The organism is Bacillus sp. LSHTCR4, from assembly GCF_057197025.1.
Window position 1 is genome coordinate 1,187,931 of the sequence record NZ_JBXUNO010000001.1, and the last position, 16,518, is coordinate 1,204,448.

At 33.9% G+C, this 16,518-nt stretch carries 16 protein-coding genes and 2 other annotated features; of the genes, 11 read left to right on the top strand and 5 right to left on the bottom strand.

Annotated elements, in window-relative coordinates:
* The first annotated feature begins 156 nt into the window (after positions 1–156).
* Positions 157–1,668: a M36 family metallopeptidase gene (locus AC2CGR_RS06105; protein ID WP_087964209.1), complete on the top strand. Its 1,512-nt coding sequence runs from the start codon at positions 157–159 to the stop codon at positions 1,666–1,668.
* A gap of 107 nt (positions 1,669–1,775) precedes the next feature.
* Here AC2CGR_RS06105 and AC2CGR_RS06110 read toward each other — a convergent pair whose 3' ends face one another.
* Positions 1,776–2,255, bottom strand: coding sequence for a hypothetical protein (locus AC2CGR_RS06110; RefSeq protein ID WP_484480663.1), 480 nt, complete (start codon positions 2,253–2,255; stop codon positions 1,776–1,778).
* A gap of 91 nt (positions 2,256–2,346) precedes the next feature.
* Between AC2CGR_RS06110 and AC2CGR_RS06115 the strand changes: the two genes are divergently transcribed.
* From AC2CGR_RS06115 to AC2CGR_RS06130, 4 genes are all read left to right on the top strand, one after another.
* Positions 2,347–3,702, top strand: a complete 1,356-nt coding sequence (locus AC2CGR_RS06115) for a UDP-N-acetylmuramoyl-tripeptide--D-alanyl-D-alanine ligase (RefSeq protein WP_484480664.1) — start codon at positions 2,347–2,349, stop codon at positions 3,700–3,702.
* 66 nt (positions 3,703–3,768) lie between these two features.
* Positions 3,769–3,980: a binding site (T-box leader), on the top strand.
* A gap of 108 nt (positions 3,981–4,088) precedes the next feature.
* Positions 4,089–5,387: an aspartate--tRNA(Asn) ligase gene (aspS, locus tag AC2CGR_RS06120; RefSeq protein ID WP_131102021.1), complete on the top strand. Its 1,299-nt coding sequence runs from the start codon at positions 4,089–4,091 to the stop codon at positions 5,385–5,387.
* A gap of 311 nt (positions 5,388–5,698) precedes the next feature.
* Positions 5,699–5,947, top strand: a binding site (T-box leader).
* A gap of 117 nt (positions 5,948–6,064) precedes the next feature.
* Positions 6,065–7,405, top strand: a complete 1,341-nt coding sequence (locus tag AC2CGR_RS06125) for a sodium-dependent transporter (RefSeq protein WP_087964207.1) — start codon at positions 6,065–6,067, stop codon at positions 7,403–7,405.
* Between the two features lie 37 nt (positions 7,406–7,442).
* A complete protein-coding gene (locus tag AC2CGR_RS06130; protein ID WP_087964206.1) occupies positions 7,443–8,357 on the top strand; it encodes an alpha/beta fold hydrolase in 915 nt (304 codons plus the stop codon).
* 36 nt (positions 8,358–8,393) lie between these two features.
* Here AC2CGR_RS06130 and AC2CGR_RS06135 read toward each other — a convergent pair whose 3' ends face one another.
* Both AC2CGR_RS06135 and AC2CGR_RS06140 read right to left on the bottom strand, forming a co-directional pair.
* Positions 8,394–8,969: a nucleotidyltransferase family protein gene (locus tag AC2CGR_RS06135; protein WP_087964205.1), complete on the bottom strand. Its 576-nt coding sequence runs from the start codon at positions 8,967–8,969 to the stop codon at positions 8,394–8,396.
* Positions 8,970–8,993: 24 nt separating this feature from the next.
* The gene (locus AC2CGR_RS06140; protein ID WP_087964204.1) at positions 8,994–9,791 is read right to left on the bottom strand and encodes a lipid II flippase Amj family protein; all 798 of its coding nucleotides are present in this window, start codon (positions 9,789–9,791) and stop codon (positions 8,994–8,996) included.
* A gap of 196 nt (positions 9,792–9,987) precedes the next feature.
* Here AC2CGR_RS06140 and AC2CGR_RS06145 point away from each other — a divergent pair, with 196 nt between their 5' ends.
* From AC2CGR_RS06145 to AC2CGR_RS06170, 6 genes are all read left to right on the top strand, one after another.
* Positions 9,988–10,653, top strand: a complete 666-nt coding sequence (locus tag AC2CGR_RS06145; RefSeq protein WP_087964203.1) for an HAD family hydrolase — start codon at positions 9,988–9,990, stop codon at positions 10,651–10,653.
* 205 nt (positions 10,654–10,858) lie between these two features.
* Positions 10,859–12,298: a GntP family permease gene (locus tag AC2CGR_RS06150; protein WP_131102025.1), complete on the top strand. Its 1,440-nt coding sequence runs from the start codon at positions 10,859–10,861 to the stop codon at positions 12,296–12,298.
* A 52-nt stretch (positions 12,299–12,350) separates the two neighbouring features.
* Positions 12,351–13,553, top strand: a complete 1,203-nt coding sequence (eutG, locus tag AC2CGR_RS06155; RefSeq protein ID WP_484480665.1) for an alcohol dehydrogenase EutG — start codon at positions 12,351–12,353, stop codon at positions 13,551–13,553.
* Positions 13,554–13,699: 146 nt separating this feature from the next.
* A complete protein-coding gene (locus AC2CGR_RS06160; protein ID WP_131102029.1) occupies positions 13,700–14,392 on the top strand; it encodes an aspartate/glutamate racemase family protein in 693 nt (230 codons plus the stop codon).
* 93 nt (positions 14,393–14,485) lie between these two features.
* Positions 14,486–14,959 (top strand): SAM-dependent methyltransferase, encoded by a 474-nt coding sequence (locus AC2CGR_RS06165; RefSeq protein WP_087964199.1) that lies wholly within the window; start codon positions 14,486–14,488, stop codon positions 14,957–14,959.
* Positions 14,956–15,396 (top strand): GNAT family N-acetyltransferase, encoded by a 441-nt coding sequence (locus tag AC2CGR_RS06170; RefSeq protein WP_061679521.1) that lies wholly within the window; start codon positions 14,956–14,958, stop codon positions 15,394–15,396. The genes AC2CGR_RS06165 and AC2CGR_RS06170 overlap by 4 nt, the downstream gene beginning before the upstream one ends.
* Positions 15,397–15,453: 57 nt before the next feature.
* On the opposite strand, the gene AC2CGR_RS06175 is transcribed toward AC2CGR_RS06170, so the two are convergent.
* Together AC2CGR_RS06175 and AC2CGR_RS06180 are read right to left on the bottom strand one after the other, a co-directional pair.
* The gene (locus AC2CGR_RS06175) at positions 15,454–15,981 is read right to left on the bottom strand and encodes an HAD-IIIA family hydrolase (protein ID WP_087964198.1); all 528 of its coding nucleotides are present in this window, start codon (positions 15,979–15,981) and stop codon (positions 15,454–15,456) included.
* Between the two features lie 29 nt (positions 15,982–16,010).
* Positions 16,011–16,442 (bottom strand): GNAT family N-acetyltransferase, encoded by a 432-nt coding sequence (locus AC2CGR_RS06180; RefSeq protein ID WP_087964197.1) that lies wholly within the window; start codon positions 16,440–16,442, stop codon positions 16,011–16,013.
* Positions 16,443–16,518: the final 76 nt, after the last annotated feature.

The window sequence follows — 16,518 nt, forward strand, 5'->3', positions numbered from 1 at the left end:
TGTTGAGAAAATTTCACTCACCCTAAATGGAAAGGTAATAGAAATGTTCATAGAGAATTACTCGTAGATTCAATTTTTATCCTCCCATTTTGTGGGGAATGATTGCCTAGTGGTAATGGGATAAGGTTGAGCTACTTTATTAGGGGGAGTGGTTCTATGTTTAATAAAAAAATGGTGGCAATGGCAATGACTGTGCCGTTAGTAATGGGGACAATTTCTACAGTTTCGGCATTGGAAAAACAACAGCAAGTAAAGCTAGAAGCTTATTCACCGCAGAAAAAAGCAACTGAATATTTAAAAGAAAATGCTGCGCAGTATGGATTAAAAGCAGACCTTTCAGACTTACAATATATTTCTACAACAGAAACGTCAGTAGCTTCATATGTTAGGTTCCAACAAGTTGTGAATGGTGCACCTGTATTTTCAAAACAAATTACAGTTACTCTTAACGGAGAGGGAAAGGGAGTACTTGCTGTTTCTGATTATCAATCTGTTAAAGGTGTGAAGGAAGTAACGACAAAAATTAGTGAAAAAGATGCAATACAAAAGTCAATGGCGTATGTTGGAGAAGCAAGTGAACAAAACTTATGGGCGCCTACAGAGAAAGAATTCGGATATATTGTAGAAGAGGGAATTGCTCGTCCAGTATACAAAGTTGTAGTCCATTCTAATAATCCGTTTGGTGCATGGGAAACATTTGTTGATGCAGAAAATGGAAAGTTAATTAAAAAGGTTGATATAAACCGTAAAGCAGAAGGATCAGGAAAAGTATTTTTACCTAACCCAGTCGTATCTAGCGGTAGTAAAGTAGGTTTAAAAGATAATAATGATGCAGATTCAACAGCGTTAACGAACCAATTAAAGACTGTTACGTTAAAAGGTTTAGATGGAACAGGATTTTTAATTGGAGAGTATGTAACGATTTCTTCAAAAGCAAAAACGAAATCTACAAACTTACAATTTAACTATACACGCGCAAATGATAGCTTTGAAGATGTGATGTCGTATTATCATATCGATACTTTACAACGTTACATTCAAAGTCTAGGTTTTAAAAATATTAATAATCGCTCTATTAAAGTGAATGTGAATGGAACGACGGCGGACAACTCATTTTATTCTCCGACAACGAAAGCTTTAACCTTTGGTACTGGCGGAGTAGATGATGCAGAAGATGCGGGTATTATCGCACATGAATATGGACATTCAATTCAAGATAACCAAGTTCCTGGCTTCGGTAGTTCTGCAGAAGGTGGAGCGATGGGAGAAGGATTTGGTGATTTCTTAGGTGCTACGTATGAAGATGCAGTATCGACAACAGGCTACGGAAAAGCATGTGTTGGAGAATGGGATGCGACTGCTTATTCTAGTTCAGATCCAACGTGCTTACGCCGATTAGATAATAATAAAGTGTATCCGAAAGATATTACGAATGAAGTCCATGATGATGGAGAAATTTGGGCTCAAGGACAATATGAGATGGCGCAAGCATTTGGTCGTGATGTTGCAACGAAAATTATTTTACAATCGCACTGGTCGTTAACACCAAACTCTAAATTCAGTGATGGAGCAAAAGCGATTAAGCAAGCGGATGCTCTTTTATATGGCGGACAACATGCCGCTGATATCGATCGTATTTGGGCAGCGAGAGGAATTAGTACGAATTAATATAAAAAGTCGTGGCATGTATAAGCCACGACTTTTTAATTTGCTTTAGAACTGGTACTAGTAAAGTAAGCTATATGAATGATAATGTGAATTTATTCGCATTTCATTTATTTTTTTTCGTCTTTAAAAAGAAAATGCTCTTTAAATTTTCTAGATTCAACTTTTTGACCATTTCGCATCGATCGGAATGGGTGTTCTTGCCATGTAATAATAACATCAACCTCATCTGCTTTTGTAGCAACTGGAAAATTAGCATGTTCAAATCCAGTTTTTCCACTTGCTAAACGACTTTCCTTTAGGGAGAAGAGTTCATATTTCGTTTTTGTTTTTGGTTCGTTGCGGAATACTTCGACTTGTACGTTATATACTTCACTGTTTCCAACATTTTTTACTGAAAATTGATATGTTTGAAATTCGTCTTTTTTAGCTTGAAGCTTTTTTTTGTTTACTTTTTTCGGTTCAGCAATATTCACTTGCCATTGATCAGAGTTTTGAGAGATAGGTAAAGATTTTGGTGAATAGGCGTACGTTTCATTCACTACAATTAGGCATAACAAAAGAAGAAAGAAACTAATCGCTTTTTTCATATAAACACCTCGCTATAAAATTTTTATTAATATGCGTAAATAAAACAGTGAATATGTAATTTGATGGAAAAAAGGTGATGCTTTGATTCAAATGAATTTGAAAAAACTTGAAGAAGTAGTAAATGGAGAAGGATTACAAGAATCGTTTCATCTTATAGAGATACATGGTGTCTGCATAGATTCTAAAAGCATGGAAGAAGGAAATTTATTTGTTCCAATCATTAGGGTGAAAGATGGGCATGAGTATGTGAAAGAGGCAATGGATAATGGAGCTGTCGCTTCCTTATGGAAAAAGTCTTACGGTACTCCGCCAAAAGGGATTCCAATTATATTTGTGAATGACACTTTGTTTGCTTTACAACAATTGGCACAATTTTATCGAAGAGAGATAAATGTAAAAGTAATAGGAATTACAGGTAGTAATGGCAAGACTACGGTAAAAGATATAATAGGAGGCATTTTAAGTTCAACTTATAAAGTGCATAAAACAAAAGGGAATTTTAATAGTCAAATCGGTTTGCCGTTAACAATTTTAGAAATGGAACGAAATACTGAGTTCTTAATACTTGAAATGGGAATGAGTGAAAAAGGACAAATTCGAATTTTATCACGAATCGCACAGCCAGATGTAGCGATCATTACAATGATTGGACAGTCACACTTAGAAACGCTTGGATCAAGAGAAGAGATTGCGAGGGTTAAATTTGAAATTGTAGACGGATTAAATGATGATGGACTGTTCTTATATAATGGTGATGAGCCATTACTTTCTCAACATATTAATATGCTAGGTATAGAAAGTAAGTCGTTTGGTGGAAAGTATACAAATGATTTGTTTCCAACGAACGTACAATTAGATGAATATGGCGTTCATTTTCAATTAAATCATTCAAAAATACAGTACGATGTTCCCTTATATGGAAAACATAATATTTTTAATACGATTGTTGGAATAGCTGTAGGTCAATTTTACAAAGTCCCTATAAAAAAAATACAAGCAGCATTGCAGCAAATAAATATTACACAAATGCGCTTTCAGTTTTTAACCGCTAAAACAGGTTTTACGATTATTAACGATGCATGGAATGCCAGTCCGTCCTCCATGAAGGCAGCAATTGAAACGTTGCAGAAATTAAATGCCTATAAGAAAAAAATTATAGTGATTGGGGATATGTTGGAGTTAGGCAAGAAAGCGGAAACATATCATAGAGAAATTGGTAAAATGTTAAATGAGGAGAGCATTCAATATGTATTTACGTATGGAGAATTAGCCAAAATTGTAGCGGAAGAAGCAAGAAAGAACTATCATACAGGAAAAGTACAGTCATTTGATAATAAAGCCGAGATAGCAGAGGAAGTATTAAAAGTAATAACGAAAAAGGATGTTGTTTTATTGAAAGGTTCACGTGGAATGGCTTTAGAGGAGATTGTACAAAACTGGATGTGAAAAATCAAAATATATTTAAAAGTGCTTGCATTTTATAAGTTAAAGAGATAGAATACTCTGTAAATATAAAAAGTGATGATCAGGAAAAGTACATGATGCAAAGGTCTACAGAGAGCAATCGGTTGCTGAGAAGATTGCGATACCGCATGATGGAAAGACACCTGTGAGTGTTGCTTTGAACGTGATAATTAGTAAAAGCAAACGGTACCTACCGTTATCAGGGCTAAGATGGTCATTATGACAATTTGGGTGGTACCGCGGAAAAATCCGTCCCTATTTATAGGGGCGGATTTTTGTATTCTTTTAAGGGAGGTGAGTGACCGTGGATGATGACGATGACAACAACAATAACGTAAATAAATATAAAATTACTGGAGGGAAAAATAATGGAGTCAATAATGAAGCGTTCACTCACAAAAGAATGTACAAAGCAAAGCGGAAAAGTTGTATTACTTCAAGGATGGGTAAAAAAGATTCGTCATCTAGGTAATGTTAGTTTTTTATTAATAAGAGATCGCTCAGGAGTTATGCAATGTGTATTAGAAAATGAGTTAGCTGGATATAAGGTAGATGTGGAAAGTGTCGTTCAAGTAGTAGGCCAAATAGTAGAGACTTCGAAAACAGAATTAGGAGTTGAAGTGCTCGCTCACGAAGTGAAAATATTAAATCGCGCAGAACCACTTCCGTTTGAAATAAATAAAAAGAAATTGCAAGTTGGCTTAGATCAACTACTGAATGAGCGGGTATTATCATTAAGACATGAGAGGATCGCGGCGATATTTAAAGTGAAATCTACACTTGTTCAGAGCTTTAGTGAATTTCTTATAGAGAACGATTTCACACGTATATTTACTCCGAAAATTGTTTCACAAGGGGCAGAAGGAGGAGCGAATGTTTTTAAGCTTCCATACTTTCAAAAAGAAGCTTATTTAGCACAATCACCACAGTTTTATAAACAGATGATGGTAGCTGGAGGCTTAGAACGTGTTTTTGAAATTGCACCTGTTTACAGAGCGGAGCATCATAATTCTTCCCGTCATTTGAATGAATATATATCGTTAGACGTAGAACTTGGCTTTATTCATGATTTTCATGAAGTGATGCAATTAGAAACGGATGTTTTACGATATATGTTTCAACAAGTAGCAAAAAACTGTAAAAAAGAACTACAACTATTACAAATAGAAGTACCTGTTATTACAGAAATACCGAAAATTACATTGTTACAAGCACAAGAAATTTTGAAAAGTAAGTATAGGAAAGAATCGCCAATTGGGGATTTAGATACAGAAGGTGAAAAGCTACTAGGGAAATATGTGCAGGAAACATATAAGAGTGAATTTGTTTTCATTACACATTATCCGAAAGAAGCGAGACCGATGTATACGATGCCGAATAACGAGAATCCAGCTATTACTGATTCGTTTGACCTACTATATAAAGGATTAGAAATAACTTCAGGAGCACAGCGAATTCATAATTATGAAATGTTACTCGCTTCGTTTAAAGAAAAAGGATTATATCCAGATACATTTCAATCGTATTTAAATACATTCCGATACGGTTGTCCACCACATGGAGGGTTTGGAATTGGATTAGAACGAGTTGTATATAAACTTTTAGAATTAACAAACGTACGAGAGGCGAGTGCTTTTCCGAGAGATTGTACTCGTCTTATACCGTAAAAAGAATCTTCGCGATTATCGCGAAGATTCTTTTTTAATGCTATTTTATAGTTGGTTTAAAAAGGGGAAATAGTGATCCTTTCTTTTGCTAAAAAACTTAGTAAAAGTGAGCTATCAATATGAACTATTTCATTTTTTTATGCATTTTGCATTCCAGATAACATCATATATACAGCTAAAATAACGATAGTAAAAAATAAAATAGGGCCGAAATAATCCTTTTCGACAAAAAAATCAATATATACCTTGACAGTTACCAATATAACCGATATACTTCATATTAATTTCAAAAGAAAATATATTCTAAATATTACAATGTGTTGAATAGGAGTAGTAAGGTCGTATATTTGTACAGAGAGCTATGGGTTGGTGTGACATAGTCAAATGACATCCTGAACTCGCCTAGGAGCAGTAAGGTGGAACGGAATCACATTCTTAGTAAATCTTAACGGTTAACCTTCGATATTAGGTTTGTAATCAAACGATTACTACTAAGGTGGATTCATAATGGAATCAATAAGGGTGGTACCGCGTTAAGTAAATGGCTTAGCGTCTCTTTATATAAAGAGATGCTGAGCCATTTTTTATTTTATAGAAAAAGAAATGGAGGGTTTATTTGGATAGGTTCATAAAATTTATTTATTTATATAAAAAGATTTAATTGGGAGGAAAATAAGATGAAACAAACGGAGCAATGGACTTCGAAATTAGGTTTTATAATGGCTGCAGCAGGATCAGCAATAGGACTTGGTGCAATATGGAAGTTTCCTTATATCGCCGGGAAGAGCGGGGGAGGAGCATTCTTTTTAATTTTTATATTATTTACTGTATTAATTGGATTACCACTACTTATAGCTGAATTTATGATTGGACGTAGTACGCAGAAACAAGCAGTTGGCGCATTTAAAAGTATTGCACCAAATACAGGGTGGCACTGGATTGGACGCCTTGGTGTTGGAACGTGTTTTATACTACTTTCATTTTATAGTGTTGTAGGTGGATGGGTATTAATTTATTTATTTAGAGGTGTAACAGGACAACTTATTACTCCAGGACAAAATTACGGAGCATTATTTACTGAAACAATTGGAAATCCGGCTTGGGCGATAATGGGACATTTTGCTTTTATGTTTATTACGATTTGGGTTGTATCAAAAGGTGTACAAAATGGAATTGAAAAAGCAAGTAAATATATGTTGCCAGCGTTGTTCGTTTTATTTGTCGCTCTTATTGTTCGCTCATTAACACTTGATAATGCAATGGAAGGTGTGAAGTTTTTCTTACAACCAGATTTTTCAAAGATTACTTCAGAAAGTATTTTGTTTGCAATGGGTCAATCGTTCTTTGCGATTAGTATCGGGATTTCTATTATGGTTACGTATAGTTCCTATTTAAATAAAAAAGAAAGTTTACCAAAATCAGCAATAACAATTGTTGGATTGAATTTATTTGTTTCATTATTTGCGGGTCTTGCTATTTTTCCGGCTGTATTTTCATTAGGAATGGAGCCAACAGAAGGGCCTGGATTACTATTTATCGTATTACCATCTGTATTTAGTCAAATTCCGTTCGGTGGGTTTTTCTTAACAGTATTTCTTGCACTATTTACATTTGCGACATTAACATCCGCATTTTCTCTACTAGAGACAGTTGTTTCAGCATTAACAAATGGGGAACAAGAAAGAAGAAGAAAATTATCATGGATGATCGGTTTCTGCATTTTCTTAGTAGGTATACCATCTGCGTTATCATTTGGAGTATGGAGTGATATTACGATTTTCGGAAAGAATATTTTTGATGCAGTAGACTTCTTATCTAGTAATATATTAATGCCACTTGGAGCACTGTTTATTAGTATTTTTGTTTCATTCAAAATGGAAAAGAAGGTACTAGAAGCAGAGTTTTTTGTAGGTGGAAATTATGGAAAGAAAGTATTTACTTGTTGGGCGTTTTTACTTCGATTTGTAGCACCGCTCGCAATCATCATCGTCTTTTTAAATGTAATAGGGATTATTTAAGGTGAAGTGTTATAATATTCAATAAAAAAAGAAGGTGATGATCATAAAGGCGAATTTGATAGAAGCAGGGAAATACATGCATATTAGAGGCAAAAAGCTATACGTTGAAACGCATGGAAACCCTAAAAATAAACCAGTTCTATACTTACATGGTGGACCGGGAGAAAGTTGTTATGATTTTTCATTTCATCAAGCGGAACGTTTAAAAGATTCTTTATATGTAATTATGATAGATCAAAGAGGTGTTTGTCGCTCAGAAGAAATTACTGAAGACGAAGCTTTTGGATTAAATGATTTGATTGAAGACTGTGAGGAACTAAAAAAAGTATTACAAATTGAGAAGTGGTCTGTAATTGGACATTCTTTCGGTGGATATGTAGCATTGCTTTATGCGTCGATATATCCAAGTTCAATAGAGAAAATAATATTTGAAGGACCAACTTTTGATTTTGCATTAACAAGTAGAGCTTTGTTGAAAAAGACAGGGCATTTATTAAAAAAGCATGGAAAAGAAGCAGTAGCAGAAGAGTCTCTTGCTTATTCATCTAGTAATGCTTGTTCAGAAGAGTTGTTAGAAGCTTATATAAGGTTAAGTGATGAATTAGAAGAAAGAAGAATGGAACTTTACAATTATAAGGAAGATGTGACAGACGAGAGTTTATATAGTGATGAAAAGTGGGAAGAATTTTCAAATCGCTCCAAGGTTCATTTTGATAGATTAAAATTAGAAGGAGCATTTCATACTTCATTATTACGAAAAATAAAAGATGTACAAAATCCAATGTTATTAATTGTAGGAAAACATGATGTAGTAACGTGTGAAAAACAAATTGAAATATTTAATAAAGATGCCCGAAACGGCAAGTATATCGTATTTGAAGAGAGCGGTCATTCACCTCATTATGAGGAAGCAGATAGATTTGCAGAAACAATCATACATTTTTTGAAATGAAGAAAAGGGTGCTTCTATAAATGAGAAGCACCCTTTCTAAATTTCTGGATATGTGATTGTGATGTTAGGCCACTTACTTTGCCAATTCTTTTTTATAACTCTGTTTTCGTACATATGTAATCGTTCTTTTGATTCAAGAAAATGAGCTGTTGGTCTCACTTGTAAGGAAAGAACATCTTCAATACCGCACGGAGCTGTTAATATAACATTATTTTTTTCGTCTAATGTAACCCCTAAAGCCGTTGCTGTTTCAGGAAATTTAGAAATAGCATCAACAGAAGAAGAGTACGGTAGCATATTATTCACTACATGCATACGAGCTTGATTTTTTACTGACCAAGGTATAGAGGCATCCAAATTTATCAGTTTCTTTTCTAATAATTGTTCGTATATCTCATCTTTACGAAAAGGGTCAAAATAAATGACATCAACGTCTGGTGTAGTTGTTCTTATTTCGTAGTTATGTAAAGTATCCCAAATTTTAGAACGAACAAACCCGGCGCAAATCCACCAATCAGGTAGCTCAAGTGATTTTGCTAATTGTAATACGTTCATCATCCATTCGTCGTTTTCTATTAAGCGAATGATATGTTGCTCTGTTTGGATATTCATTGATACATTCACCTTTCTAGTAAATTAATGTATTAGTTCAATAATCCATAAAATCCAGTAAGCACCTGGTACAAATAGTAGTTGTGCTAATAATGTACCGAAAAGTCTAGAAATCATTAGCCAACCGTACATTTTACTCATAGACTCAGCACCATGCTCTGATTGTAAAGCACGTTCTGTTAAAAGAGCGATGCGTGGATCGAGTAGTACGGTTAATAAAATTGTAGCAAAACCATTTACAAGACCAGAAGCTGTACTTGCGTTTGTTGCATAGTCTGGATTTAGAAATGAAGCGTACAGAGCAGAAAGAACACCAGCTGTATAAATAGCAGTAGCAAACATATTAATAAGCATAATACGTTTTGGAATACCACCAATACGTAGTCTATGAATCATTTCTAACTTTGGAAACCGTACATATTTTTTTGTGTACTTTAACTTTTGAATGTTATTCGTCTTCATCATTCGAATGAATGAACCATCTGTTTCAAAATTTTGAATGACGTATCCAAATAGTTTTGTCAAAGTTGGATACAGTATAATCGCAAGTAATGTACCGATAGAAGCAGATAATAGAACGAGACGTATAATATGCTCTAAATCAATAGAAGAATCTAGTTTTGCTTCATCTACAATACCACCGATTAAAAAGGCTTGTAGTAAGTTAGATGTTCTTGAAATAAGCAGTACCATTCCTACGACGGATAAGGCAACGGCAATCTTTTTTAAACGTACACCAGCTAATCGAATACTATAAGAGCTAGTTTCAACCGCATGGATAATAATTGTGAAAGCCATTATAAAAATTAACGTAATTGACATTTGTTTCACCAGTTTCTATTAAAATAATTGTAACTTTTTTACTTTACCATATGTATCTTTTTTTGTAACTGAAAGTATGTGACATAGGAAAAGTAATTTTTCAGAAAAAAAGATAATGATAGTATTATAATAAAAGATAAAGTGGGAAAAGCTGTTATAGGTTACTTATAAAGTAAAATGAGTGGGGGATTGAAACATGTACACAACATTTCTATTTGATTTAGATGGAACATTGACGGATCCGAAAGAAGGCATTGTAAATTCAGTTTTATATGCATTAAAAAAGCTTGGAATTGAAGAATTACATATAAACGATTTAAATTCATTTATCGGTCCACCCATCCAGCAATCATTTGTAGAGAGATATAATATGAATCAGGGAGAAGTTGAACGAGCTGTTTTTTATTTCAGAGAATATTTAAAGCACCGTGGATTGTTGGAGAATAATGTTTACGAGGGTATTCCAAATCTTTTAAAACAATTAAAAGATACCGGAAATCGTTTATTTATAGCAACTTCAAAGCCTACTGTATTTGCTGAACAAGTTATAGAGCATTTTCAGCTAACAAATTATTTCGAAGGTATTATTGGAAGTAATTTAGATGGTACAAGAATAAAAAAAGAAGAAATCATTGCTCATATTTTACAAACAAATGAAGCCCTTAATAAAGAAGAAATTGTTATGATTGGAGATAGAAAGCACGATATAATTGGTGCGAATCATAATGAAATTGCATCGATTGGCGTTTTATATGGCTATGGTAGTGAAACAGAATTGACTGAAGTTGGTGCGACTCATATAGTAAATGATGTAAAAGAACTACATCATTTTTGTTTAGAAAATAGTTTGATAAAGAAGTAAATATAGAGACTGAAAACCCCTTTATAACGTATGATGATGAAATCGTTTTTGTTTAAAGGGATTTTTCATATGTAATCGAATACTTATAATTAGACATTTTTAGCATAAAAAATTTGTATGAATAAGAGGAGTGATGTCAGAATCAAAGGATTAATAGAAATTTATCAATAAAAGTTAGAATTTTCAGTTTAAAGGAGGGGTATAATTGGAGCTAGTTATTATATTATTAGCACTTAGTTTACTAATGTTTGTAGCATATAGAGGGTTTTCTGTTATTTTATTTGCACCGATATTTGCATTATTTGCGGTATTTTTGACAGAGCCTAGTTTTGTATTACCTTTCTTTTCGAATATCTTTATGGAGAAAATGGTAGGTTTTATTAAACTATATTTTCCTGTATTTTTACTCGGAGCAATATTTGGGAAAGTAGTAGAAATGTCAGGAATTGCAGATTCGATTGCAAAGACAATTATAGAGTTAGTTGGTGAAAAACGTACGATATTAGCGATTGTATTAATGGGTGCTATTTTAACGTATAGCGGTGTTAGTGTGTATGTAGTAGTGTTTGCTGTATATCCGTTCGCAGCTAAGCTGTTTCGACAAGCGAATATTCCGAAGCGTTTAATCCCTGGAACGATTGTACTTGGAGCAGTCACGTTTACGATGGATGCGCTACCTGGATCACCACAAATTCAAAACGTAATACCTACAACTTTTTTCAAAACGGACATTTATGCTGCACCGGTACTTGGGATTGTAGGAGCAATTTTTGTTCTTACATTAGGTTTACTATATTTAGAGAGTAGACGTAAGAAGGCGAAGACAGCAGGTGAAGGGTACTTTGGTTTTAACGATGGGAATACTGAAATGGCAGCTTCTTTACAAGTAGAACAAAAAGATATGCCGTTACTTAAAAGCCTTGAAATTACAAGAGCACAGCAAGTAATTGCTTTTATACCACTTATTTTAGTAGGTGTAATGAATAAAGTTTTTACTATTATGATACCGAAGTGGTATCCGAACGGTTTTGATTTTTCTACAATTGGTATGAAAGCATTTGGAAAAGTAGAGTTAAGTGCAGTAGTTGGAATATGGTCAGTAGAATTAGCGCTTATTATAGGTATAGTAACAACGTTATTATTATATTGGAAACGAGTAGTAACAGGATTCCAAGCTGGATTAAATACAAGTATTGGTGGAGCTCTACTTGCAACGATGAATACAGGAGCTGAGTTTGGATTCGGTGGTGTCATCGCAGCACTTCCAGGATTTGCGATTATGCGAGATGGCATCTCTGCCACATTCACAAACCCCCTCGTGAATGGAGCAGTCACGACGAATATTTTAGCCGGTATTACAGGCTCTGCATCAGGAGGAATGGGAATCGTTTTAAGTGCAATGGGGGATAAGTTTATTGCAGCGGCTCATCAATTTGATATTCCGTTAGAAGTAATGCATCGTATCGTATCAATGGCATCAGGCGGAATGGATACACTACCACATAATGGGGCTATTATTACTATTCTTACAGTAACAGGATTAACTCATAAACAGTCATATAAAGATATATTTGCAATTACAGTTTTGAAAACGCTTGCTGTATTTTTAGTTATCGCATTCTATACGGTAACAGGAATTTATTAAGTCGATATTTTATGAACTAAAATATTAATTAGGGTAAGAAGGGGTGGAGTACTTGCAAGAAGTTGCTGAGTTTCGTATGCCGAAGTCTGTATTATATGGAAGAAATTCACTTGAAAAACTGGGGGAACAATCTAAGAAATTCGGGAAAAGAGCGTTTATAGTTACGGATACAATTATGGAGGATTTAGGATATGTTGAGAGGTGTATACAACAATTAAATACGAAAGGTATAACTGTGATTACATATAATAAAGTAAATGCTGAGCCTACAAATATACACGTGTTAGAGGCGTTAACTATTTGTAAAGAAGAAAAATGTGATTTTATTATCGGTCTTGGTGGTGGTAGTTGTATTGATGCAGCAAAAGCAGTTGCGGTGTTATATACAAATGGTGGAGAAGTGGAAAATTATGTTCAAAAGGATTTAGAAATAGACAATGATCCGCTACCACTTATTGCAATTCCAACAACTTCTGGCACTGGATCGGAAGTAACAAGTGTAGCAGTAATAACAAATAAACGAACAGATGTAAAAATGATGATAAAGCATCCAAGTTTTACCCCGCAAGTAGCTATAATTGACCCGATTTTAACACGTTCGGTACCACCTCATATAACAGCAGCAACAGGGATAGATGCATTATGTCATGCAGTCGAAGCATATATTTCTAAAGTTTCACAATCACTTACAGATGTACTCGCTCTTTCAGCAATTGAAAGTATTATGAAGTATTTACGTATTGCATATGAAGAGGGAGAGAATATGGAGGCAAGAGAAGCGATGATGATTGCGTCTTTACAAGCTGGGATCGCATTTTCTAATGCATCTGTTACATTAGTTCATGGAATGTCAAGACCAGTAGGGGCGTTATTTCATGTACCACATGGTATATCAAATGCAATACTATTACCTACAGTTTTAGAATATACAAAAGGTAGTGCAGTAAAAAGACTAGCGGAAATTGGACGTTGTTTAAATAAAGATATGTATTCCCATTGTGATGAAGAAGTAGCCGATTACACACTGAGGGCAATAAAAAAACTTTGTTTTGATCTTCGTATTCCAAACTTAAAAGAATACGGAATCGGTGAAGTTGAATTTGAAAAAGCTATTTCTAAAATGGCGTCAGATGCAATTGAAAGTGGAAGTCCAGGAAATAATCCACGAGTACCATCCTATGATGAAATCAAGCAGTTGTATCGAGAATGTTTTCATTATCGATATGAAGATTCTATAAAAATATCAGATAATTAATTTCAGAATATTCTTATAAAATTTCCTTGGAAATAGTTAAAACAAGACTTTATATTTCAAACGTAAAGTCTTGTTTTATTATGTATAATATACATAATAAAACGTTTTAATTAGCTAAAAAATATTATGAGGTAGGTGATGTTTTCATGAAAACAATAGGGTTAATTGGTGGTATGAGTTGGGAATCAACTTCTGAATATTATCGAATCATAAATGAAGAAATAAAAAGTAAATTAGGTGGGTTACATTCAGCTAAATGTTTAATTAATAGTGTAGACTTTGAAGAGATTGAACGATATCAGTCTAGTGGTGATTGGGATAGTGCAGGAGAAATTCTAGGGAATGCAGCATATTCATTACAAAAGGGAGGCGCAGACTTTATTATTATTTGCACAAATACAATGCATAAAGTAGTTGAGAAAATAAAGGAGAATATTCATATTCCAGTCTTACATATTGCAGATGCAACTGCAAAAGAAATTAAAAGAAAAGATATTCAAACAGTTGGTTTGCTTGGAACTAAATATACAATGGAGCAAGACTTCTATAAGTCACGTATTGAAGAGAATCATATAAAAGTAATGGTACCATCAGAAAAGGATAGAGATAAGGTAAATGAAGTAATATATACAGAATTGTGTTTAGGAAAGATAACATCTCAATCTAGAGAGTATTATAAAAGAGTTATAGAAAATCTAATACAAGAAGGGGCCGAAGGAATTATTTTAGGTTGTACAGAAATAGGATTATTAATTAAGCAGGAAGACGTATCCATTCCGATATTCGACACAACCCATATACATGCAGTTGAAGCAGTTCATTTCGCCTTACAAAATTGATTATAATTATATTATGTAACCTAGTTCGCATGTGTGGAAAACATTCAGAAAATACTTTATAATGTAAGTGGTTACATGTAAGGGGGAATGCGTATGTTTTCAGTTCAACCAATCGCATTTGTACATAATGAAAGAAAGGAAATAAAAGATGATGAGTGGGGAGAAGTAAGATCCTATATTACTTTAACTGAAATGTATACAGAGGAAAGTATACAAGGGATTGAAGATTTTTCTCATATTGAAGTAGTTTTTTATTTTCATAAAGTAACTGATGAACAAATTCAATATGTTGCTAGACACCCTAGAAATAATAATGATTATCCTAAAGTAGGCATTTTTGCACAGCGTGGGAAAAATCGTCCGAATCGCATAGGAGCAACAATTGTAAAGGTAATTAAAAGAGAAGGTAAATCAATTATTGTTCAGGGGTTAGATGCTATTGATGGCACCCCTATATTGGATATAAAGCCAATAATGAAAGAGTTTATGCCGAAAGAAGAAATTGTACAGCCTAAATGGGCAACGGATATAATGAAACAGTATTGGAAGGGGAATGGAGTAAAATGAGAATATATGAGGCAACAATTGCAGATTTAGATGGACTAGCATCAGTTTTTAATAACTATCGTATGTTTTATAGACAAGATTCCGATTTAGAAGGAGCAAAAGTATTTTTACGAAATAGAATCGAGAGAAAGGAATCCGTTATTTTCGTGGCAGTTGAAGACGGCGAATATATTGGATTTACACAATTATATCCATCATTTTCTTCTATTTCGATGAAAGAATTATGGATTTTAAATGATTTATTTGTACAAGCTACTAAGCGCGGAGCAGGAACAGGAAAAAAATTATTAGAAGCTGCGAAAGAATTTGCCTTAGAAAATGGTGCAAAAGGTGTAAAATTACAAACGGAGATTGATAATTTATCAGCACAGCGATTATACGCTGAAAATGGTTATTTGAGAGATAATCGTTATTTCCATTATGAATTGACGTTTTAAAAAATTTTAAGATTAAAAGAGCCGTTTTCATTGTGAAAACGGCTCTTTTAATTTGCACTATAGTTGACTTAAAATCCAGTTTGTCGCATCTTCAAAGTTTTCTGCAATGTAGTTGGGTTCAATATGAGCCCATTTGTCTCGGTATGTATGTAAAGCATCATATCCAGCGCCTGTTCGTACTAAAATCGTTGTCGCGTTTACTGTTGCCCCTGCAACGATATCAGTCCAGCGATCACCCACTACAGCACATTGTGTTAAATCAAGGCCATGTTTTTCTGCTGCTTTAAGAAGCATACCTGTACTTGGTTTCCGGCATTCACAACCATCATCATGTTTATGAGGACATACATAAATATCATCAAAACCGAAGCCTTCTAATTCTTGTACAAAATCGGCTACAGTTGCTATCCCATCCGAGATACCTGGTTGATTTGTGAAAGAGAAAATTTTTATATTTTGTGCTTTTAGTTTTTGTAGAGCTGCTTTTGTAAAAGGGAATAATGTAAAAGATCCTGGATAATGTATTGTAGTATCGCCACCGATTGTACCGTCACGGTCAATGAAAATTGCTTGAATGTTTGTCATAGTTATAGTCCTTTCCGTTAAAAAGTAGTTTAAAAATATTTTACAAATCGGTAACCATTTACTTCGTATCCTAATTTTTTGTAAAAAGGATGTGCTTCTACTCGTTTTGTTCCACTTACTAGCCATGTGCCGATACAATTATGTGTCTTTGCTAATTGCTCAGCATAATCCATTAACGCTTGTCCAATGCCTTTTCGTCTTATTGTTGAATCAACGCTAATAATTGAAATTTCTCCATACCGCGTTACATCTTCTAAATTTTCACGTATACGGAACCCAAGTAATCCAAATATAGTGTCTTCTTCCTCATAAACATATAAAAAATCAAAAGGACTCATTTGTACGAATTGCAATCGGTTATTCATATCTTCATAGGAAATAGAGGAACCTTTTAATTCTTTTACTAAAGAGCAAAGTGCATCTATATCGTCTATCTCCGCTTCACGAATTTGAAAAGACATATTATCCACTCCAATAAAATGTAATCAAACATTTAGTATTCTGTTAAAAAAATTTTTTTCCTGCCATGAAAATAAA

What these genes read in the sequence shown, in the direction of transcription:
- AC2CGR_RS06105 (WP_087964209.1), top strand. Translation starts at nt 157, where the DNA reads ATGTTTAATAAAAAAATGGTGGCAATGGCAATGACTGTGCCGTTAGTA.
- AC2CGR_RS06110 (WP_484480663.1), bottom strand. Translation starts at nt 2,255, where the DNA reads ATGAAAAAAGCGATTAGTTTCTTTCTTCTTTTGTTATGCCTAATTGTA.
- AC2CGR_RS06160 (WP_131102029.1), top strand. Translation starts at nt 13,700, where the DNA reads ATGAAAACAATAGGGTTAATTGGTGGTATGAGTTGGGAATCAACTTCT.
- AC2CGR_RS06175 (WP_087964198.1), bottom strand. Translation starts at nt 15,981, where the DNA reads ATGACAAACATTCAAGCAATTTTCATTGACCGTGACGGTACAATCGGT.
- AC2CGR_RS06145 (WP_087964203.1), top strand. Translation starts at nt 9,988, where the DNA reads ATGTACACAACATTTCTATTTGATTTAGATGGAACATTGACGGATCCG.
- AC2CGR_RS06170 (WP_061679521.1), top strand. Translation starts at nt 14,956, where the DNA reads ATGAGAATATATGAGGCAACAATTGCAGATTTAGATGGACTAGCATCA.
- AC2CGR_RS06125 (WP_087964207.1), top strand. Translation starts at nt 6,065, where the DNA reads ATGAAACAAACGGAGCAATGGACTTCGAAATTAGGTTTTATAATGGCT.
- AC2CGR_RS06180 (WP_087964197.1), bottom strand. Translation starts at nt 16,442, where the DNA reads ATGTCTTTTCAAATTCGTGAAGCGGAGATAGACGATATAGATGCACTT.
- aspS (WP_131102021.1), top strand. Translation starts at nt 4,089, where the DNA reads ATGGAGTCAATAATGAAGCGTTCACTCACAAAAGAATGTACAAAGCAA.
- AC2CGR_RS06130 (WP_087964206.1), top strand. Translation starts at nt 7,443, where the DNA reads ATGATCATAAAGGCGAATTTGATAGAAGCAGGGAAATACATGCATATT.
- AC2CGR_RS06115 (WP_484480664.1), top strand. Translation starts at nt 2,347, where the DNA reads ATGAATTTGAAAAAACTTGAAGAAGTAGTAAATGGAGAAGGATTACAA.
- AC2CGR_RS06135 (WP_087964205.1), bottom strand. Translation starts at nt 8,969, where the DNA reads ATGAATATCCAAACAGAGCAACATATCATTCGCTTAATAGAAAACGAC.
- AC2CGR_RS06165 (WP_087964199.1), top strand. Translation starts at nt 14,486, where the DNA reads ATGTTTTCAGTTCAACCAATCGCATTTGTACATAATGAAAGAAAGGAA.
- AC2CGR_RS06140 (WP_087964204.1), bottom strand. Translation starts at nt 9,791, where the DNA reads ATGTCAATTACGTTAATTTTTATAATGGCTTTCACAATTATTATCCAT.